Consider the following 19,348-nt stretch of genomic DNA (forward strand, 5'->3'; position numbering starts at 1 on the left):
GAACGTGACACCCACACGCCGCGCGGCCGATCAGCACGGTGCCCGCGACTCGGCGCTGCCGGTCCTGAACGGTGACAATTTCGAAGTCGACACGGACGCCGCCGATCGAGCGTAGCGTGTTGACCTGCTTCTGTGCCTTACGACGAGATGGGTTGTCTGACACAGAATCTGGAAGTTCCATTGCGGGAACGTCGACGGCGCGAGGCAGCGCGCTCCTCGCCTTCCCCGACGCGCTTCCCCACCGTCGGCCTCCCGTATGTGACGATCGCGATCGTTGCCCGCTATGGGGGTGCATGACATCGGTCAGTCCCCCTCCCCGAGCAGCGTTCGTAGCGGAATCCGTCGCCGAAGGCGCTTCGGCAGCACCTCCGAAATATGTTTCCGTTCAACGGGACACCCCTCCTGCGGAAGCACCCCCGGGATCTGTAATGGGCGCAACAGCGTGACCCGCACCACAGTTCCCCAGAAAGGTGTTACATGTCAGGAACACTCGACACCGCGGCCATCCCGCCGCGCACCGTCCGAGAAGGCGGTTGGACCCCGCGGCTCATCCTGTCCCTGATCTCCATCGCAGTCGTCCTGGAAATCGTCTCGATCAGTTCGACTATGGCCTCCGTCGCCATGATGCCGATCGGCGAGCACTTCAAGACCGATCAGATTGCTTGGGTGACAACGGCTTACCTTCTAGCTGCCGCGGTGGCGTGCCCGCTGGCCGGCAAGCTCGCCGACATCCACGGCAAGCGCAAGGTGTTCCTCGTCTGCATGGCGGTCGCCGCGTTCGGTGCGCTGGTCTCGGCGGTGGCCACCAGCTTCCTCGTGCTCGTGATCGGCCGGGCGCTGTTCGGCGTCCTCATCGCGTGCATGTTCCTCGGATTCTCGCTCATGCGAGACGTGTTCCCGCCCAGGACTCTTGCCCTCGCGGTCAGCCTCGCCGCGGGTGGCATGGGCCTGATGACGATCCCGTCGCCGTTCATCACCGGCCTGCTGGTCGATGCGTGGGGCTTCCGCTCGATCTTCTGGTTCCTCTTCATCGCCCTCCTGGTGATGATCCCGCTGGTGGCGCTCTCGACGGACGAGACACCGGTCCGCAACCCTGCTCGCCTCGACCTCGTCGGCGCCGTCCTGCTCGGCGGCGGCCTCGCCGCGATCCTCGCCGGCATCAGCTTCGGCCCCACGTGGGGCTGGTCCGACGGCGGCACACTGGGCCTCGTCGCCGGCGGTGTCGTGCTGGCCGCGATCTGGGTGCCGATGGCGCTGCGCATGACCGACCCCATCGTCGATCTGCGATTCTTCCGGCGCGGACCGATGCTCCGCATCTGCCTGTCCGCCGGTCTCGCGTACGGCACGATCTCCCTGTACGCCACGCTGATTCCGATCATGTCGATGACGCCCGCGACCCTGGGTCTCGGCTACGGTTTCGGCGTCGACGCGAAGGGCGTCGGCCTCATCCAGATCCCGATGGGTGTCGGTAGCGTCATCGGCGGTGTCCTCGTCGGACGCATGCTGCGCACCAAGTTCCCGACCGTCACGCTGGCCGGCGGTGCGGTCCTGATGCTGGCGGCCTCCGTGGTCACCTCGTTCTGGCACACCGGCAAGCCCGAGGTGCTCTTCGGAATCCTGCTGTTCGGTCTCGGCATGGGCATGACGACGGCCTCCATCCCGAACCTCGTCATCGCGTCCGTCCCGCAGTCGGTGCAGGCATCGATGTCGAGCATGGTGCAGGCGTCGCAGACCCTCGTCGCCTCGATCCTTCCGGTCATCGCGTTCGCGGTCCTGAATTCGAACGTCGCGACCGTGATCGACGGGTACGGCTTCTACAGCGACCACGGCATGGGCATCGCGTACCTGATCGGCGGAGCGTCCTCGCTGGCGGCGATTCTGGTCGTGATGACGCTGCACCGTCGGCGGCAGGCGATCGCGGCGCAGGCGGCAGAGACCGCACCGATCGAACGTGATCCGGAGCCCGTGCAGGCGGCTTGATCGTTCGACGGACCGGGTCCGGTGCCCTCGCGGTGCCGGGGCCGGTCCGCTGTCTTGTGCCCGGGCGGGTGCCGGCCCTAGCCTGAGAACGAGGTCGCGACGTGGAGGTCTCGACCACAGGAGACCGTCATGAACGGAAGATCCACCCAAAAGTACACTGCGCCAGCGGATACCACGATGATGGGGGTCACCCACGACGCCCTGCGCCGAGATCTCGGACGCACGGACGACGTCCTGCAGGCGGCCCGGATCGACGACCGGCAGCGCGGCGCCGTCGCCGATCACACGCAGTGGATGATGGCCTTCGTGCACGCCCACCACCGGGCCGAGGACCACGGCCTGTGGCCGCTGGTGCGTCGCACCGATCCCGAGGCCGCCCCGCTGCTCGACCTGATGGATGCGGACCACGCTCGGATCACGCCGGAAGTGGATCGACTCGACGCCGCCGCTGCGATGTTCCACGACGACGGATCACTCGGCGCGAGAACCGAATTCACGAGATCGCTCGCCGCGCTCGAGGACGTGCTGCTGCCGCATCTGCGCCGGGAGGAGGACGAGGCGATGCCGCTCGTGTCCAGGACCCTCAGCGCAGCCCAGTGGGTCCAGTGGGACCGGACCGAGAACATCGATCCCAAGTCCAAGTGGGAGTTGGGGATCGAGGGTCAGTGGCTGGGCGACAGTCTCGACCCGCAGCGCCGCGACATCCTCGTCCATCTGGTCGGTCCGGTCACCCGGTTCGTCCTGCTGCACCTGTTCGACGGCCCCTACCGTCGCGCCTGCGCGGTGCGGTGGGGCCCCGACGTTCCCGTCGGGCCGTTGGACGCCCCCCGCTGATCGGTTCGGTCAGGCACCAAGTCCCACAGGGCAACTCACGCCGGTCGCGTGGACCGGGCAGTAGCCGCCGGGGTTCTTCGCGAGGTACTGCTGGTGGTAGGCCTCGGCGTAGTAGAACGTGGTGAGCGGTGCGATCTCGGTGGTGATCACCCCGTAGCCGGCGGCGGCGAGGCGCTTGCCGAACATCTCGGCGGTCTCGTGCGCGACGGCGTCCTGCTCGTCGGATTCGGTGTAGATCACCGACCGGTACTGGGTGCCACGATCGTTGCCCTGGCGCATCCCCTGGGTGGGGTCGTGGTTCTCCCAGAACTGTTTGAGGATTCCCTCGTAGGAGATCACCTTCGGATCGAACACCACCAGCACCACCTCGGAGTGCCCGGTGCGTCCCGAACAGACCTCCTCGTAGGTCGGGTTGGGGGTGTAGCCGCCCGCGTACCCGACGGCGGTCGAGTACACGCCGTCCAGCTGCCAGAACTCCTTCTCCGCACCCCAGAAGCAGCCCATTCCGACCACGGCCGTCTGCATGCCCTCCGGGAACGGCGGCTTCAGCGGGTGCCCGTTGACGTAGTGGGTGTCGGGTACCGGCATGGGCGTCTCGCGGCCCGGGAGGGCCTGATCCGACGTGACCATCACCGATTTTGTGCGCGCGATTCCACCGTCGAAAATCTCATCGAACCAAGACATGGCTCGATGCTACGCGCGGTCGGAGGTGTCCACCGGGCGCAGGTTCGCCGCCGGATCGAGCTGCTCGGAGCTCCCTGTCGGCGTCGATTCGCGAGGCTCGCGGCCGATTCGCCGGGTGCGCGCGGACAGCCACCGCGCGGCGGGCACCTCCACCCAGCGGTAGAGCACCTCCGAGACGGCCGCGGTGACGACGAGGAAGGCGATGACCGCTCCGGTTCGGCCCAGCGGGCCCACCGCATGCTCGTAGACGCGGTAGAGGATCAGCGTGTGGACCAGGTAGATCGCGTAGCTGCGGGTGGCGGTCCACCGGATCACCGACCACCTGGTGGGCCGACCGCGGTAGCGCCCGAGGACCAGCACCAGCGCGGTCACGACGGCGATGGTCCACAGGTAGCGGTCCCCGGCCCAGTAGACGCGGATCTCGGTGGCCAGGCGCACCACCTCGATCTGGGCGAGCACACCGACGACCAGCCAGCGCCAGTCCACCAGGCGCGCCCACCCGAGGTACATGAGCTGGCCCAGGAAGACCGTCGGCAGCGTCGCCGCGACCTTCGAGAGCATCGGCACGGTGTAGGGCTGCGGGATGTAGAGGTTGTAGAGCAGCATCAGCGCACACAGGGCCGCACCGACGAGCGGCACGACGACGGGGCGCGCACGCAGCACCGGGCGCAGGGCGACGCAGTACAGGTAGAAGAACACCTGGACGACGAGGGTCCACGTGACGCCGAGGACCGCGACCTCGGGCCGAAGGAAGAATCCGCCCAGTACGAAACTGAGCGCGGCCTCGGTGTTGGAGATGCCCGGCTGCCCGCTGAACATGCCGTTGATGCCGAGACGCACCAACAGGATGGCGGCCGCGATCGCGACCCAGAACGCCGGCAGCAGGCGCCCGACCCGGTCGAGTAGGAAGCGTCCGGGGTGATGCCGTATCGCCGACCTGGTGATCACCGCGCCCGTGAGCGTCATGAAGATCGCGACACCGACGAACGACAGGTGCTGGTTGAGGTTGAGGCCCTCGACGAACACCGCGTAGACGCCGTCGATCAGCCACCACCCGGAGCCGAGGTCGTCGATCAGATAGAACGAGATGTGGGAGTAGATGACGGTGAGAACGGCGATGGTGCGGAGCAGATCGGCGCCGGTCAGTTCCACTCGAGGTGCCACCTCTGCCCGCGGATTTGCAGCACGCGACTCGGAAGGCACCACGCGATATTAGTGTTCCGTTCACCTCCAGGACCAATTCTGCGCGCTGTCCGCATTGCCCCGGAGGCCCGTTCCCGCACCCAATTTCGGTCGACCGAAACAATTTGTGAGGTCAGTACCACCCGCAGCGAGGCGGTTGCGCAAGGTGTACCAATGAGATTGGGTTGTCCCCAGTACGACTCATCAAACCCACACGTCACAGGGCGCCACGCCCCTGAGGAAGGGAATCTCGTGTCTGTTTACACGCTGCCCGATCTGCCCTACGACTACGCCGCCCTCGAGCCCCACATCTCCGGCAAGATCATGGAGCTCCACCACGACAAGCACCACGCCGCGTACGTCGCCGGCGCCAACGCCGCCCTCGACAAGCTCGCCGAGCTCCGCGAGGCCGACGCCGTCGCACCCGTGGTCAACCTCCACGAGAAGAACCTCGCCTTCCACCTCGGCGGCCACACCAACCACTCGGTGTTCTGGAACAACCTCTCCCCCGAGGGCGGCGACAAGCCCGAGGGTGAGCTCGCCGCCGCGATCGACGACTTCTTCGGCAGCTTCGACGCCTTCCGCGCCCACTTCTCCGCCAACGCCAACGCCATCCAGGGCTCCGGCTGGTCCATCCTCGCCTGGGACTCCATCGGCCAGCGCCTGATCATCGTCCAGCTCTACGACCAGCAGGGCAACATCTCCATCGGCCTGACCCCCCTGCTCATGCTCGACATGTGGGAACACGCCTTCTACCTCGACTACCAGAACGTCAAGGGCGACTACGTCAACGCCTTCTGGAACATCGTCAACTGGGCCGACGTCGCCGACCGCTTCGCCAAGGCCCGCACCCAGACGGCCGGACTCATCGTCCCCGCCTGATCCACGAGATCGCTCCCCGGAGCATCCCCTCGACGCCGCGCTCGGTCCCCCGAGCGCGGCGTCGCTGCATTCCGACCCGTCCCACAACCCTCATCGACCAAGCGCTCGCTAGGTACGGTTGAGCCATGACGGACATCACAATCGAGACCATCGCGTCGGGCCTGGCGTTTCCCGAGTGCCCGCGCTGGCGGGAGGGCCGCCTGTGGTTCTCCGACATCTACCGCGGCGTCGTCCTGCGCCTCGATCCGGCGACCGGCGACCTCGAACGGGTCGTCGAGGTGCCGGGGGAGCCCGCCGGCCTGGGCTTCCTGCCCGACGGCCGCCTGCTGGTCGCGTCCGTGCGGGAACGCAAGATCTACGTTGTCGACGACGCCGGCACGCCGACCCCGCACGCCGACCTCCAGGCCATCGCGTCGTGGCACCTCAACGACATGGCGGTCGACGACCGGACCGGACGCGCGTACGTCGGCAACTACGGCGACGACAGCGCGCCCCCGGCGCCCCCGTTCCCGGCCGATCTGGCGATGGTCGAACCCGACGGCACCGCCCACGTCGTGGCGGAGCAGATGCTGTTCGCCAACGGCATGGCCATCACCCCGGACGGTTCGACACTGATCGTCGCCGAGACGCGGGCGACGCCGGGACGGCTGTCCGCGTTCGCGATCGAGGCCGACGGCAGCCTGGTGAACCGCCGGGTGCTCATCGAGTTCGACGACCCGCACGTGATGCCGGACGGCATCGCGCTCGACGCCGAGGGCGGGGTGTGGGCGGCCTCCCCGTTCAGTCAGGAAGTGATCCGGGTGAGCGCGGGCGGCGAGATCACCGAGCGGATCGCGGTGCCGCATCCGTACGCGGTCGCGCTCGGCGGCGCGGACGGCCGGGACCTGTTCGTGTGCACCGCCGACACGTGGGTCCCCGAGGACGCGCTCCGCATCGGTGGCGGCGCGATCCGACGCCTGCGGGTGGCCGTTCCCGGCCCCGGGTTCTGATCCGACCGATCGCCCTGCTGGCACTCGGGACCCCTTGTGTGCCAGCAGCGTCGAGGAGCATGCTCGAGGTACCCAACGAGGTGTGAACGACGTGTCAGCCGGGCGGGCTCCGACCATCGGAGCCCGCCCGGTTGCTCCCGCCCCGTGGGTGGGAGGCCGGAGAATCGAGGCCGAGATGAGCGAGCGCGAGTACGTCGGCATCGCGCCCTTCCACGCGAAGGGCGACCTGCGCGGCTTCGTGATCTCCGGACGCTGGCCCGAGTCCACCCGGGAATGGGCGCAGCTGCTCGCGCTCGCGGTCCGCGTCGCGTCCCTGCCGGGCCTGCTGGCCACGTCAACGGTGTTCGGCGCGCGGGAGGAGCTGCCCGACGATCCCGAGCCCGAAACGGTCGGCCTCATCGTCGCGGAAGGTCCGGTGCTCGGTGAGCGGGCGATCACCCCGGGCCGGTTCGCGGCCCACCAGCCGCCGGCGTTGCTGATGCTGCACCCGCCGACCGAGACGGTCCCGTCGCTGCCCGAGTGTGCCGGTGCGGCCTCGGGCTGCATCCTGCTGCCCGGCATTCCGCATCTCGGACTCGAGCACCGGGCGGCTTGGGTCGAGGCGGAGGCGGACGGCACTGTGACATCGATGATTTCGCGTGTGGGAATCGATCCGATCAGTGATCCCGACACCGCGGTTCTGGCCATGCTGCTAGCCGCGTGACAGGCCCCGGAAGACGAAAGTTCGGGATTCCAAACTTCTTGCGGCCTTTGCGCTTTCGATCATCCGGGGTTATCGTTGCCTCAGCGAAGGGGAGTAGCCCCCAATCGCTGGGTCGACATACTGGCCGGCACCTCGTAGTGCCCGCCCGGCTCAGCGAACCGGTTCTGCACCGGTGGGCGAGACCTTCGGCCGCGAACACATCCGTCGTGTTCGGGGCCGGAGGAAGGTTTCCCGACATCCTCCGAGAACGAGAAATCCGGAGGAGGTTCGACGTACATGCTGGCCGCGATCCTGTTGAGTTTCGGCGTCATCTTCGTCGCCGAACTGGGCGACAAGTCCCAGCTCATGGCGATGACGTTCGCGTTGCGGTACCGCTGGTGGGTCGTCATCGCCGGCATCACCGTCGCCACGACGGTCGTCCATCTGGTGTCGGTCGGCGTCGGCCACTTCCTGGGTGCGGCGCTGCCCACCACCGCGATCTCGATCGTCGGCGGCATCGCGTTCGTGATCTTCGGCCTGTGGACACTGCGCGGCGACAGCCTCACCGACGAGGAGGAGCAGAAGGCCCGCAAGGTCACCGGGTCGGCGTTCCTGGCCGTCGCGTCGGCGTTCTTCCTCGCCGAGCTCGGCGACAAGACGATGCTCGCCACCGTCACCCTCGCCGCCGACAACGACTGGGTGGGCGTGTGGATCGGTTCGACGATCGGCATGGTGGCGGCGGACGCGCTCGCGATCGTCGTCGGCGCGCTGCTCGGCAAGCACCTCCCCGAGGCGTTCGTGCGGATCGGTGCGGCGGTGTTGTTCTTCGCGTTCGGCGCCTGGCTGGTGCTCGAGGGCGTGTTCCCGGGCAGCCCGGCCGGTCCGATCTCCGCCGGTGCGATCGTCGCGGCCGCCGCGGCCGGCGCCGGTGTGCGCCGGCTGACGAGGGGCGCGCGCCGCACCCCCGCGGCGCCGGAACCGGTCGACGCGCCCCCCGCTTCCTAGACTGGGCGCATGGATCAGACGCAGACCGAACTGCTTGCACCCCTCGGCGATCTCGCGGCCTTCGCGGGGCGGTGGGTCGGCGGCGGCGCCGGCCACTACCCCACCATCGACGACTTCGCGTACGACGAGGAGATCGAGCTCGCGCCGAGCGGAAAGCCGTTCCTGTTCTACCGGTCCCGCACCCGGAGGCCCGGCGGCGGGCAGCCGATGCACACCGAGACCGGATACCTGCGGCTGGCGGACGGCGTCGTCGAACTGCTGGTGACGCAGCCGACCGGGTTCGTCGAGATCCACCGGGCCGAGCTGGCCGACGGCGTCCTCGATTTCACCCAGCACACGCTCGAGTCGTCGCCCGCGGCCAAGCCGGTCCACGCGATCCGCCGCCGCTTCGAACTGTCCGACGGCGGCAGCGCGCTCGGCTACGACATGTGGATGTCGTTCGACGACGTCCCGATGACGCACCACCTGCGCGCCGACCTGCGGCGCGCGGACTGATCACGGCTCAGAAGTCCCAGTCCTCGTCCTCGGTCGGTTTCTGCTTGCCGATGACGTAGGCGCTGCCGGATCCGGAGAAGAAGTCGTGGTTCTCCCCCGCCCCGGGGTCGAGCGACGACAGGATCGCGGGGTCGACCTCGCAGTCGTCGGCCGGGAACAGCGGCTCGTAGCCGAGGTTGGCGAGGGCCCGGTTGGCATTGAACCTCATGTAGGACAACACCTCCGGGGTCCAGCCGACGCCGTCGTACAGGTCGGCGGCGTACCGGACCTCGTTCTCGTACAGCGTCTGCAGCAGCTCGTAGGTGTAGTCGCGGTGTTCGGCCCGCGCGCCGATGTCGAGGTGGTCGAGCGCCTGCCGGCACTTGTAGCCGATGTAGTACCCGTGGACCGCCTCGTCGCGGATGATCAGCCGGATGAGGTCCGCGGTGTTGGTGAGCTTGGCGCGGCTGGCCCAGCGCATCGGCAGGAAGAAGCCGCTGTAGAACAGGAACGACTCGAGCATCACCGACGCGGCCTTGCGCTTGAGGGGGTCGTCGCCGCGGTAGTAGTCGACGACGATCTGCGCCTTGCGCTGCAGGTGCGGGTTGCGCTCCGACCAGTCGAACGCGCCGTCGATCTCCCGCGTCGAGCACAGTGTCGAGAAGATCGAGCTGTAGCTCTTGGCATGCACCGACTCCATGAACGCCATGTTCGTCAGCACCGCCTCCTCGTGCGGGGTGACGGCGTCGGCGATCATCGCGACGGCACCCACGGTCGCCTGCGCGGTGTCGAGGAGGGTGAGACCGGTGAACACCCGGATGGTGAGTTGCCGTTCGGCGTCGGTCAGCGTCTCCCACGACGGCAGGTCGTTCGACAGCGGGATCTTCTCCGGCAGCCAGAAGTTGGTGGTGAGCCGGTCCCACACCTTGGCGTCCTCGGGGTCGGGAAGCCGGTTCCAGTTGATCGCGTGGACGCGGTCGACGAGGCGGTCGCTCATGATCGGGTCGCTCCGACGCCGAGTCCGAGCACCCGTCCGGCGCGGGCGTCCTCGAAGCGTCGACCCACGTCCGCCCAGTCGACGATCGCCCACAGTCGCTCGATGTAGTCGGCCTTGGCGTTGCGGTACTGCAGGTAGAACGCATGCTCCCACGCGTCGAACACCAGCAGCGGGGTGCTGGTGACGGCGAAGTTCGCGTGATGGTCGTGCAGCTGATGGACCACGAGCCGCGCGCCGACAGGATCCCACGCCAGCATGCCCCAGCCCGAGCCCTGCACGGTGCCGGTCACCGTGGTCATCTCGGCACGGAAAGCGTCGAAGCTGCCGAAGAACTCGTCGATCGCGGCGGCCAGCTCGCCCTCCGGACGGTCGCCGCCCTCCGGTGACAGATTGCGCCAGAAGATCGAGTGCAGCGCATGCCCGGACAGGTTGAATGCGAGGGCCCGCTCGAGGCCGGGCACCGCCGCGAGATCGCGCCGCTCCCGCGCGTCGTGGAGTTGTTCCATGGCCAGGTTCGCTCCCCTCACGTACGCGGCGTGGTGCGCGCCGTGATGCAACTCCATTATCTCGCCGCTGATCGCGGGTTCGAGGGCCCCGTAGTCGTATCCGAGTTCGGGAAGAACGTAGCTGCTCATGTGTTTTCCGCCTTTCCGTGAACGTGCCGCAGGTCAGGGTAGCTCGAGTTTCGGTTCTCCGAAGATTCTGATTCGTTCTGCCGAACATCCCGCCGGACGGAAGGGGCGACACCGTTCTCACTCAATCGGTTGATTGGTGCGCGGAACGGCCGTAGGCTCTCACCCCAACACCCGTCGGGAGCCCTTCGATTTCCGTTCGGGCTCAATGTTTTCTGATTCTGCGGTGCGCCCACCGCACGGGAGATTGGATGATCATGGAGACCCTCGACTACGCCGACACCACTCGCGGGCCGTCCGCCACGGACAAGCTGCACTACCACGAGGCCGGCCAAGGTCATCCTCTCGTGCTGCTGCACGGATCCGGGCCGGGCGTGTCCGGCTGGTCGAACTTCTCGAAGAACCTGCCGGTCTTCGCGCGCAACTTCCGCACCATCGTCGTCGACATGCCGGGATTCGGCGCGAGCCCGGACATGGAGTACGACCGGCCGTACCCCGAGGTCGCCGCCCAGTCGATCGTCACGCTCCTCGACGACCTCGGCATCGAGAAGGCGCACCTGCTCGGCAATTCGATGGGCGGGTGGGTGGCGCTCGAGACGGCGGCGCTCGTGCCCGAGCGCGTCGAACGCCTGGCACTGATGGGACCCGGCGGCCTGTACGCGCCGCTGCTCGGACCGATGATGAGCGAGGGCGCCCGACGCCTGAGCGCCTTCCTCGTCGGCCCCACCCGTGAGGCTCTCGAGGCGTGGGTCGACGCGATGGTCTACGACCCGGCCATCATCACACCGCAGTTGCTCGACGAGCGCTGGGCCAACGCCACCGCTCCCCGGGCGATCGAGCGCATGCGGGCCGTCATGGCGTCGCTCGCGCTGCCCGGCAAGGCCCCGTTGTGGGCGCGCACCGACGAGATCCCGCACCGGACGCTGGTCACGTGGGGCCGTGACGACCGGATGCTGCCGCCGGACGGCGCACTGTTCGCGCTGCGCCGTATGCCCAAGGCGGATCTGCACATCCTCGGCGAGTGCGGGCACTGGGCCCAGGTCGAACGCAAGCACGACTTCGAGTCGCTCGTCACCGACTTCCTCACCCGCTAGCTCGGGAGCCGGTGTCCGGATCGGGCACCACCGAGCAAGCGCTTTATCGGCAAGAGGGCGGGTTGGCCGCTGCTAGCCTCGGGTTGTACACGATCGAATCAAATACCTGGACAAGAGGAGTGAGCCGTGGCGTCAGCGGGTCGGCGCGAGGTGATCCTGGCCGAATCGGCCCGGCTGTTCTCCGAACGTGGCATCGCGGCGACGACCATCCGTGAGATCGGCGACGCGGTCGGTCTCAACTCGGGGACGCTCTACCACTACTTCAGTTCCAAGGACGCGATCGTCTCCGAGATCCTGGTGTGCTTCCTGACGGACCTGGTGGAGCGCTACGACGCGGTGGTCGCCGAACCCGAGACGGCCCGGACGCGTCTGGGGCGCATCGTCCGCGTCTCGCTCGAGGTTGCCGACATGCACCCGTACGCGACGGAGATCTACCAGAACGAGTTCGCGAATCTGAGCACACTCCCCCGCTACACCGAGATCGCCGCCGCGGTCGAGTCCTCCCACGACGCCTGGTTCAACGTCGTGGAGGACGGCGTCCGCGATGGCGAATTCAATTCGGGTGTAGATATTTTCGAGTTCCAGCGCATGATGCGCGAGTGCGTGTTCATGTCCGTGCGCTGGCACCGCAAGACCCTCGCGCAGGACGTCGACTCCCTCACCGAGACCCTCACGACCGTGTTCCTCAACGGATTCGTGCCGGCCCCGCAGCCCGGAAGCACCCCGCCCCCGCCCCCGACCGGTCGCCGCCGAGCCGCGAAGAAGACCGCGACCGAGCCGCCGGCGCCGCGGGGGTCCGCGAAGTCCACGGAGGCCGCGGCGTCCTCGGACGACATCCGCGCGGAACTCGATTCGCTGCGCACCGAACTGCGCGCGATCCGCGAGGCCATCGCCGAACGGCCCGACGCCGGCTGATCCGCGGGGCCGGAACCCCTCCCCAAGCGCGCTCGCGGCTCCTACACTCCGGGAATGGCCGACAACACCCGCATCCATGTCTTCCGTGACGACGCCCTCGGCGACCTCGACGCCACCGGTGTGGCCGCGCGCATCGCGGCCGGCGAGGTGTCGGCGCGGGAGGCGGTCGAGGCCGCGATCGATCGCGCCGAGTCCGTGCAGGGCGCCCTGAACGGGATCCAGACGAGCGACTTCGAGCGGGCCCTGCGGCAGGCCGAGAATCCGCGCGGCGGCGTCTTCTCCGGGGTGCCGACGATCGTCAAGGACAACGTCGACGTCGCGGGCCTGCCCACCGGCCAGGGCAGCGCGGCGTTCGAACCCGCCCCGGCCCGCCGGCACAGCGCCGTCGTCGAGCAGTTCCTGTCCACGGGTGCGGTGTCGATCGGCAAGAGCCGGCTGCCGGAGTTCGGGTTCAGCGCCACCACCGAATACGCCGACGCCGACCCCGTCCGGAACCCGTGGAACCCGGAGCACTCGTCGGGCGCCTCGTCGGGCGGCTCGGCCGCACTGGTCGCCGCGGGGGTGCTGCCGTTCGCGCACGCCAACGACGGCGGCGGATCCATCCGCATCCCTGCCGCCGCATGCGGACTCGTCGGCCTCAAACCGACCCGCGGCCGCACGGTCCCGGACGCCACCGACAAGACCATGCCGATCCGCATCATCAGCCAAGGTGCGGTCACCCGGTCGGTGCGCGACAGCGCCCGGTTCTACGCCGCCGCCGAACGCTACTACCGCAACCCGAAGTTCCCGCCGATCCGGCTGGTCGAGGGGCCGGGGTCGGCGCGCCTGCGGATCGGCGTGATCGTCGACTCGGTGACCGGGGTGCCCACCGACGGCGAGACGCGCGACTCGGTGCGGTCCACCGCCGATCTGCTCGACAAGCTCGGCCACCACGTCGAGGAGGCGGCGCTGCCGGTCGGCGAGGAGTTCATGCACGACTTCAAGCTGTACTGGGGCTTCCTGTCGTTCGCGCTTCTCACCGGCGGCAAGCGGATGTTCGGGCCCACCTTCGACCCGGCGCGGACCGACAACCTCAGCCGCGGGCTCGACGCGATGTACCGCAAGCACATGATCGAGACCCCGCGCATGCTCTACCGGATGCAGCGGACCGCGCGCACCTACGCACGGATGTTCCAGAAGTACGACGTCGTCCTCTCCCCCGTTCTGAGTCACACGACGCCGAAGCTCGGATACCTCTCCCCCGCACAGGATTTCGACACCCTGTTCGAGCGACTGGTGACCTACGCGGCCTTCACCCCGCTCAACAACGCCTCCGGCGGCCCGGCGATCTCGCTGCCCCTGCACCAGACGTCGACGGGCCTGCCCCTGGCATCGCACTTCTCCGCCGCCCACGGCGACGAGCGCACGCTCCTGGAGTTGGCCTTCGAACTCGAGGCGGCCAAGCCGTGGGCGCGGATCCAGGATCCGGCCTGAGGCCGAATCGTCGGTGGCGGATAGCCTTTCACAGGTGATCAGCGATGCCGACATCACCGCCGACCTGACCGACGAGATGCGCGCCCTCCCCTACCCGGGACGGTGGCTGAGTCCACCGTTCGACGGCGACGGGGCGGCCGTGATCGCCCGCGACACGGGGCTGTCGGAACTGCGCGTCGACCGGCGGACCGGTCGCGTCGACGAGGTCGATCTGCGAACCGGTGGGGCGCAGATGCTCGCGCCGTCGCTGCGCGAGTTCGGTGTGCTCGCGGTGGCGTATGCGGCGGCGCTGCGGAACACGCGCGGGGCCGATGACCGGGAACTGCGTCGGATCGAACAGTCCCTGCTGGGCCAGGTCCGCGCCGGGTCCGCGGGCCTGGCCGCCGAGGGCTCCTTCTGGGCGATCGCTGCCGAGGAACTCGGCAACGGAATGCTCGGCGCGGGTGATGCCCCCGAACCGGTCACCGTGACACCGGCCGGTGGCCCCACCGTCGTCATCGCGATGCCGATGACGCGGTTGCACCAGGCACTGGCCGCAGAAGGGCTCACCCTGCTCGCCTACCGCAGTGCGGTGTCGTATGCAGCGCTGTCCGGCGACCTGAGCACTACCCTGGCGAACACGGCCCGCCCCGGTGCACAGGCGTCGGGGCCCGCGCAGGTGCTGGTCGTCGACGGGCAGACGCAGCTCACCGCCCACGTTCTCGGCTTTCCGACACTGCGGATGCTCGTCCTGCTCGCCCCGGCGACCGTGCCCCTTGACCTCCTCGAGGTGTCCGCGGCACTGGAGGTGGTCACCGTCGATGGGCCCGCCCCGTTCGCGCGGATCGCCGAGCTTCTCGCGCAGCGTCACCGCCCCGCCGGTACGTGCTCGGCATAGGACAACTGGGTCCGCTGGTCACGCTTCGCCACTCAGGCTGGCCAACGCTCGAGCGGTATTCTCTGCGATGGCGTCGTCGAGCAGGGTGTGGAACGCGGCGGATGCGCGAGTCGGCGCCAGGTGCGCGCGGTGCGCGAGGCTGATGGTACGAGTCAGTTGTGGTGCGGTCAGGCGTGTAGTTCTCAGACCCGGATAGTGGAGGGCCGCCATCATGGGTGCGACGCTCACCCCGATTCCATGGGCGACGAATCGTAGGACTGCGTCCAGTTCAGCGCCTTCGACGACGGTTCGCGCTTGCAGCCCAGCGGCGGCGAACGCGCGGTCGACGGTGAGGCGTAGGTCGTAGTTGGCGTGACATGCCACGAGTTCTTCGTTGGCAAGCTCCGCGAGTGTCATCGAATGGTGCCGCGTCAACGGCGGTTTACCGGCAGAGGAGACAACTACCAGCTCCTCGCTCAAGAGGGGTGTCAGAACCAATCCCGAATCGATGTCGGTCCGTTCGGCGACGACGAGCGCCAGGTCGAGCTCGCCTTGATCGAGTTTGGTTACGAGGGTACGCGATCCAGCCTCCGTGAGGTGTAGTTCGATTCCCGGGTAGATGGCATGAAACCGGCTGAGGACGTCGGCGACAAGGCTGATGCACAGACTTGGCGTGGCACCCAACCTGAGTCGGCCCTTGACCAATCCGTTCAGTTCGCCGATCTGCCGATAGGCCGCCGCGCGGTCCTCGAGCATGCGAATAGCGACCGGCAGCAGGGCCTCGCCTGCATCGGTGAGCGTGACGGCTCCGGCCCCTCGGTCGAATAGCCGTGTGCCGAGATCCTTTTCGAGTGCGGCTATCTGGCGACTCAGGGATGGCTGAGCGATACCGACCTCGTCGGCTGCCCGGGTGAAATGCCCGACTCTCGTGACGGCAACAAAGCAGGCCAACTGATCCAAGGTCACCGCCATAGCGTAAACGCATTATGTCGATGGTTTGAATGCATTGGAGATATCGGTGACGGGGATCTAACGTCGGTCGCCAGGGTGTCGGAGGCTTTGTTTCCGAAAGGGGCCGAGGCAGTGAATGTGCATGTGGCTGTGGGTGCTACGCGTGGTCACGACTCACCCGACCGGTCCCATCAATCTCCTCCTCGTCGTCCACAACACGCCAGTTTCCGCAGTTGACAATCCGACTCGAACTCTTGGAGGCACGCATGCTCCCGATCGCGATCGAAGCGCTTCTCGCACTCGCTGTTCTACTGACGACCTGGTTCGGCGGCTACGTGATCTATCGCCTCGTGACCGACAAGTCCAGCTGATCGAGGAGGACTGACATGTCACATCACATCACCGCAGTCGGCGGCGGAATCGCCGGCCTCACCGCCGCGATCGCGTGCGCCGAGGCAGGGAAGAGCCTGGCGTGACAGGCCAATGATCGCGGTCAGTTCCCGTCGGCCGCGGCCAGGAGCACGACGATGTCGCGTTGACCGCGGTTCTGCGCGTTCTGCAGCGCCGTGAGGCCCCGCGCGTCGCGGATCGTCGGGTCGGCGCCGGCGTCGAGCAACTGCGTGACGGTGTCGACGTACCGCGCCGAGCCGTCGCCGTAGACGACCGCCTCGACCAGCGCCGTCCAGCCGGGGTCGTTGACGTGGTTCACCGGCACCCCGGCCCGGATCAGGATCCGCACCGTCTCGACGTGCCCGTGCTCGGACGCCGGGATCAGCGCCGTGCCGCCGAACCTGTTGGTGCTCTTCACGTCCGCGCCGTGCGACAGCGTGGCGACCAGGATCTCGTCCAGGCCCTCCGCCCCCGCGTACAGGAACGCCGAATCCTGCATGTCGTCCTTGGCGTTCACGTCGGCGCCGGCGTCGATCAGGGCGGTCGCCGCGGCGACGGCGTTCGCCTTGGTCGCCGCGACGAGCGGCGTCCGGCCGTCGTCGTCGCGGGCCTCGAGGGCGGCGCCGCGGTCCAACGCGTCCCTCACCCCGGCCGCGTCGTTCGCCCGGGCCGCGGCGAAGAGTTGCCGCTCGAGTTCCGGAGTCGACGTCGGCGTCCGCGCCGCATCGGATGCGATCGCGGAAGGTGTTGTGGTGGGCGCTGTCTCGACGACGTCACCGGTGCCGCAGGCGGCCGCCGTCAGGGCGACGGCGGCCAGCACGACGGCGACTCTCACTGCAGGCTACCCGCGATCTCGGCGAGACCCGCTGCGGCGCAAGCCTGGTCGGCGTTGCCGTCGGGTGCGCCGCCGACGCCGATGCCGGCGATGGACGCGTTGCCCACCTTGACGCTCACACCACCGGCCAGGAACAGGGTGCCGGGCAAGTCGGCGATCGTCGGGCCGTCGCCCTTGACGCGGCCGGCGAGGTCGGACGTGTTCGCGCCGAACGCGGCCGCGGTGTAACCCTTGGCCCGCGAGGCCTCGACGGTGTGCTGGGCCGCGTTGTCGCCGCGGAGCATGGCCTGGACGTTGCCGAACCGGTCCACGACGGACACGGTGACGAAGCCGAGGCCGTCGGCCTGGCACTTGGCGAGCGCGGCCTGCGCGGCGCGGCCGGCGGTCGCCACCGACAGGCGGTTGGCCGTGACGGTGCCCTTCTCGGCGTCGCCGGGCTTCTGCGCGGACACCGCGGCGGGGGCCACCTCGGTGGTGGTCGAGGCGGCCGCGGCGTCCTCGGTGGATCCGCAGGCCGTCGCGACCAGGAGTGCCGCGGCGGGGATGGTGATCGCGAGGGCGCGGGGCAGGCGACGGGAGGTGTTCATCGGGGGGCCTTTCGGGCGAGGGGAATCGAACGATTCGAGCCTCGCTCGGGAGCGGGGTCGACGGCATCGGCCGCGCGGCCACCGCCGGATCATCCGAATGGCCGATACCGAGCGGCGCCGCCGTCCGTAGGATCGGCCCGATGCAGGATGACGAGGGCAATACCGCCTTTCGCGGGCCGCTCGGGCTCGCGATCCACCTCTCGTTCTGCGTGCTGCTCGCGGCGTCGACGGCCCGCTACCTGACCTATCACGGGGTGAGCGGACGCTGGCTGGTGGTCGCGGCCCTGATCGTCGTGCTGGCCGCGCTGTACGCGGTGGTCGTGGTGCAGTCCCGGCGCGGCGCCGCGTGGCAGCCGTGGGTGTGGCCGGTGCTGACGTCGTGGGTGGCGCTGGTGTGGCTGGCGCCGAGCTTCGCGTGGACGGCGTTCCCGATCTTCTTCCTGTGCACGCGTGCCTTCCCGCGTTGGGCGGCGTACCAGATCGTCGCCGCGCTCGCGGTGTTCGCCGGCATCGAGTTCGCCTCGTTCAGCGGCCGCACCGAGTGGGCGGTGCTGCTGGCGCCGCTGTGCACCGGTGCGCTCATCGTGCTCGCGTACGGGCAGGTGGAGCGCGACAGCGCCGAGCGCGAACGCCTGCTCGGCGAGCTGGTCGAGGCCAAGTCGCGGCTCGCCGAGACCGAACGGGAGGCCGGGGTACTGTCCGAGCGCGAGCGTCTCGCGCGGGAGATCCACGACACCGTTACACAGGGCCTCACCAGCGCGCTGCTGCACCTCGAGGCAGCCGACGAGGTGTGGGAGCGGTCCGGGCAGCGGTCCCGCGACGAGGTGCGCACCGCGACGGCGTCGCTGCGCGAGAACCTGGTCGAGACCCGCAACCTGGTCCACTACCTCAGCTCGCCCGACCTCGAGACCCAGTCGCTGGACGCGGCCCTGCTCGCCGCCGTCCGCGGGTACGTGCCGTCGGCGCAGCTGCGGGTGATCGGCGAGCCGGTCGGGCTGCCGTCGGACGTCGAGCACGCGCTGCTGCGGATCGTGCAGAGCGCGGCGTCGAACATCCGCCGGCACGCGCAGGCGCAGACTGTGGGGGTGACCCTGACGTATCTGCCCGACGCCGTCGCCCTGGACGTGTTCGACGACGGTGTCGGCTTCGTCGTCGGCGAGACGGGCGGGTTCGGGCTCCCGGCGATGCGCCAGCGCGTCGAGGCCCTCGGCGGCACGTTCTCGGTGGAGAGCGCGCCCGGTGAGGGCACCGTCGTGGCGGCGCAGATCCCGGCCGGCGGCGCGTCGTGATCTCGGTGCTGCTGGTCGACGACCATCTCGTGGTGCGGGCGGGGTTGCGGGCACTGCTGGATTCGCAGCCTGACATCGAGGTGACCGGCGAGGCCGACACCGGTGAGGACGCCCTCACGATGGCCGCGGAGCGCACCCCGGACGTGGTGATGATGGATCTGGCGCTCGGCGCGGGAATCGATGGCGTGGAGGCGATCCGACGGATTCGTGCGGCACGGTCCGATCAACCGGTGCTGGTGTTCACCACCTACGACACCGACGCCGACGTGGTGCGCGCGCTCGACGCCGGAGCGATCGGCTATCTGCTGAAGGACTCTGCACCGCAGGACATCTTCGGCGCGATCCGCGGGGCGGTGGCGGGCCGCAGCGTGCTGTCGCCGCCGGTGGCGTCACGGGTGCTGGACCGGATGCGGCGCCCCGATCAGGCGCTGACGGCCCGCGAGGCCGAGTTGCTGAGCCTGCTGGCGGAGGGGTTGACGAACAAGGAACTCGGCAAGCGGTTGTTCATCAGCGAGGCGACGGTGAAGACTCACCTGGCGCACATCTACGCTAAGCTCGGCGTCGACTCGCGGGCCGCCGCGGTCTCGATCGCCTTGCGGCGGGAAGGGATTCGATGA

At 68.8% G+C, this 19,348-nt stretch carries 21 protein-coding genes; 14 read left to right on the forward strand and 7 right to left on the reverse strand.

Going from position 1 to position 19,348, the window contains the following annotated elements:
• Window positions 1-477 precede the first annotated feature (477 nt).
• Together ABI214_RS13225 and ABI214_RS13230 are read left to right on the forward strand one after the other, a co-directional pair.
• Window positions 478-1,980, forward strand: a complete 1,503-nt coding sequence (locus ABI214_RS13225) for an MFS transporter (protein WP_348603000.1) — start codon at window positions 478-480, stop codon at window positions 1,978-1,980.
• Between the two features lie 177 nt (window positions 1,981-2,157).
• On the forward strand, window positions 2,158-2,814 hold the full coding sequence (locus tag ABI214_RS13230) for a hemerythrin domain-containing protein (RefSeq protein ID WP_348603001.1): 657 nt from the start codon (window positions 2,158-2,160) through the stop codon (window positions 2,812-2,814).
• A gap of 9 nt (window positions 2,815-2,823) precedes the next feature.
• Here ABI214_RS13230 and msrA read toward each other — a convergent pair whose 3' ends face one another.
• On the reverse strand, window positions 2,824-3,498 hold the full coding sequence (msrA, locus tag ABI214_RS13235) for a peptide-methionine (S)-S-oxide reductase MsrA (protein WP_348603002.1): 675 nt from the start codon (window positions 3,496-3,498) through the stop codon (window positions 2,824-2,826).
• A gap of 9 nt (window positions 3,499-3,507) precedes the next feature.
• Window positions 3,508-4,650, reverse strand: a complete 1,143-nt coding sequence (locus tag ABI214_RS13240; protein WP_348603003.1) for an acyltransferase family protein — start codon at window positions 4,648-4,650, stop codon at window positions 3,508-3,510.
• Between the two features lie 282 nt (window positions 4,651-4,932).
• On the opposite strand from ABI214_RS13240, the gene ABI214_RS13245 reads away from it, so the two are divergent.
• The 5 genes from ABI214_RS13245 to ABI214_RS13265 all read left to right on the forward strand — a co-directional run bounded on the left by ABI214_RS13245 (window position 4,933) and on the right by ABI214_RS13265 (window position 8,733).
• Entirely contained in the window at window positions 4,933-5,562 is a 630-nt protein-coding gene (locus ABI214_RS13245) for a superoxide dismutase (protein WP_280761560.1), read from the forward strand.
• Window positions 5,563-5,687: 125 nt separating this feature from the next.
• Window positions 5,688-6,551 (forward strand): SMP-30/gluconolactonase/LRE family protein, encoded by an 864-nt coding sequence (locus tag ABI214_RS13250; RefSeq protein WP_348603004.1) that lies wholly within the window; start codon window positions 5,688-5,690, stop codon window positions 6,549-6,551.
• 175 nt (window positions 6,552-6,726) lie between these two features.
• Window positions 6,727-7,254, forward strand: coding sequence for a peptidase (locus tag ABI214_RS13255; RefSeq protein WP_348611602.1), 528 nt, complete (start codon window positions 6,727-6,729; stop codon window positions 7,252-7,254).
• A gap of 276 nt (window positions 7,255-7,530) precedes the next feature.
• A complete protein-coding gene (locus ABI214_RS13260; RefSeq protein WP_348603005.1) occupies window positions 7,531-8,238 on the forward strand; it encodes a TMEM165/GDT1 family protein in 708 nt (235 codons plus the stop codon).
• A gap of 9 nt (window positions 8,239-8,247) precedes the next feature.
• Window positions 8,248-8,733: an FABP family protein gene (locus tag ABI214_RS13265; protein WP_348603006.1), complete on the forward strand. Its 486-nt coding sequence runs from the start codon at window positions 8,248-8,250 to the stop codon at window positions 8,731-8,733.
• Window positions 8,734-8,740: 7 nt separating this feature from the next.
• On the opposite strand, the gene nrdF is transcribed toward ABI214_RS13265, so the two are convergent.
• Together nrdF and ABI214_RS13275 are read right to left on the reverse strand one after the other, a co-directional pair.
• Entirely contained in the window at window positions 8,741-9,709 is a 969-nt protein-coding gene (nrdF, locus tag ABI214_RS13270) for a class 1b ribonucleoside-diphosphate reductase subunit beta (RefSeq protein WP_348603007.1), read from the reverse strand.
• The gene (locus tag ABI214_RS13275; protein WP_348603008.1) at window positions 9,706-10,344 is read right to left on the reverse strand and encodes a superoxide dismutase; all 639 of its coding nucleotides are present in this window, start codon (window positions 10,342-10,344) and stop codon (window positions 9,706-9,708) included. The genes nrdF and ABI214_RS13275 overlap by 4 nt, the downstream gene beginning before the upstream one ends.
• 248 nt (window positions 10,345-10,592) lie before the next feature.
• Here ABI214_RS13275 and ABI214_RS13280 point away from each other — a divergent pair, with 248 nt between their 5' ends.
• The 4 genes from ABI214_RS13280 (at window position 10,593) to ABI214_RS13295 (ending at window position 14,700) form a co-directional block, all read left to right on the forward strand.
• On the forward strand, window positions 10,593-11,435 hold the full coding sequence (locus tag ABI214_RS13280; RefSeq protein WP_348603009.1) for an alpha/beta fold hydrolase: 843 nt from the start codon (window positions 10,593-10,595) through the stop codon (window positions 11,433-11,435).
• 126 nt (window positions 11,436-11,561) lie between these two features.
• Window positions 11,562-12,350: a TetR/AcrR family transcriptional regulator gene (locus ABI214_RS13285; RefSeq protein ID WP_348603010.1), complete on the forward strand. Its 789-nt coding sequence runs from the start codon at window positions 11,562-11,564 to the stop codon at window positions 12,348-12,350.
• 54 nt (window positions 12,351-12,404) lie between these two features.
• Entirely contained in the window at window positions 12,405-13,823 is a 1,419-nt protein-coding gene (locus ABI214_RS13290) for an amidase (RefSeq protein WP_348603011.1), read from the forward strand.
• A 34-nt stretch (window positions 13,824-13,857) separates the two neighbouring features.
• Window positions 13,858-14,700 (forward strand): hypothetical protein, encoded by an 843-nt coding sequence (locus ABI214_RS13295; protein WP_348603012.1) that lies wholly within the window; start codon window positions 13,858-13,860, stop codon window positions 14,698-14,700.
• Window positions 14,701-14,718: 18 nt separating this feature from the next.
• On the opposite strand, the gene ABI214_RS13300 is transcribed toward ABI214_RS13295, so the two are convergent.
• Window positions 14,719-15,645, reverse strand: a complete 927-nt coding sequence (locus tag ABI214_RS13300) for a LysR family transcriptional regulator (protein ID WP_348603013.1) — start codon at window positions 15,643-15,645, stop codon at window positions 14,719-14,721.
• Between the two features lie 371 nt (window positions 15,646-16,016).
• Here ABI214_RS13300 and ABI214_RS13305 point away from each other — a divergent pair, with 371 nt between their 5' ends.
• Entirely contained in the window at window positions 16,017-16,106 is a 90-nt protein-coding gene (locus ABI214_RS13305) for an FAD-binding protein (protein ID WP_348603014.1), read from the forward strand.
• Between the two features lie 17 nt (window positions 16,107-16,123).
• On the opposite strand, the gene ABI214_RS13310 is transcribed toward ABI214_RS13305, so the two are convergent.
• The gene (locus ABI214_RS13310) at window positions 16,124-16,855 is read right to left on the reverse strand and encodes an ankyrin repeat domain-containing protein (protein ID WP_348603015.1); all 732 of its coding nucleotides are present in this window, start codon (window positions 16,853-16,855) and stop codon (window positions 16,124-16,126) included.
• Entirely contained in the window at window positions 16,852-17,442 is a 591-nt protein-coding gene (locus ABI214_RS13315) for a GlcG/HbpS family heme-binding protein (protein WP_348603016.1), read from the reverse strand. The genes ABI214_RS13310 and ABI214_RS13315 overlap by 4 nt, the downstream gene beginning before the upstream one ends.
• 140 nt (window positions 17,443-17,582) lie before the next feature.
• On the opposite strand from ABI214_RS13315, the gene ABI214_RS13320 reads away from it, so the two are divergent.
• Both ABI214_RS13320 and ABI214_RS13325 read left to right on the forward strand, forming a co-directional pair.
• A complete protein-coding gene (locus ABI214_RS13320) occupies window positions 17,583-18,731 on the forward strand; it encodes a sensor histidine kinase (protein WP_348603017.1) in 1,149 nt (382 codons plus the stop codon).
• Window positions 18,728-19,348, forward strand: a complete 621-nt coding sequence (locus ABI214_RS13325; RefSeq protein ID WP_348603018.1) for a response regulator transcription factor — start codon at window positions 18,728-18,730, stop codon at window positions 19,346-19,348. Before ABI214_RS13320 ends, ABI214_RS13325 begins: the two co-directional genes overlap by 4 nt.

Origin of the sequence: Prescottella soli (assembly GCF_040024445.1) — a bacterium.
Classification (GTDB): domain Bacteria; phylum Actinomycetota; class Actinomycetes; order Mycobacteriales; family Mycobacteriaceae; genus Prescottella; species Prescottella soli.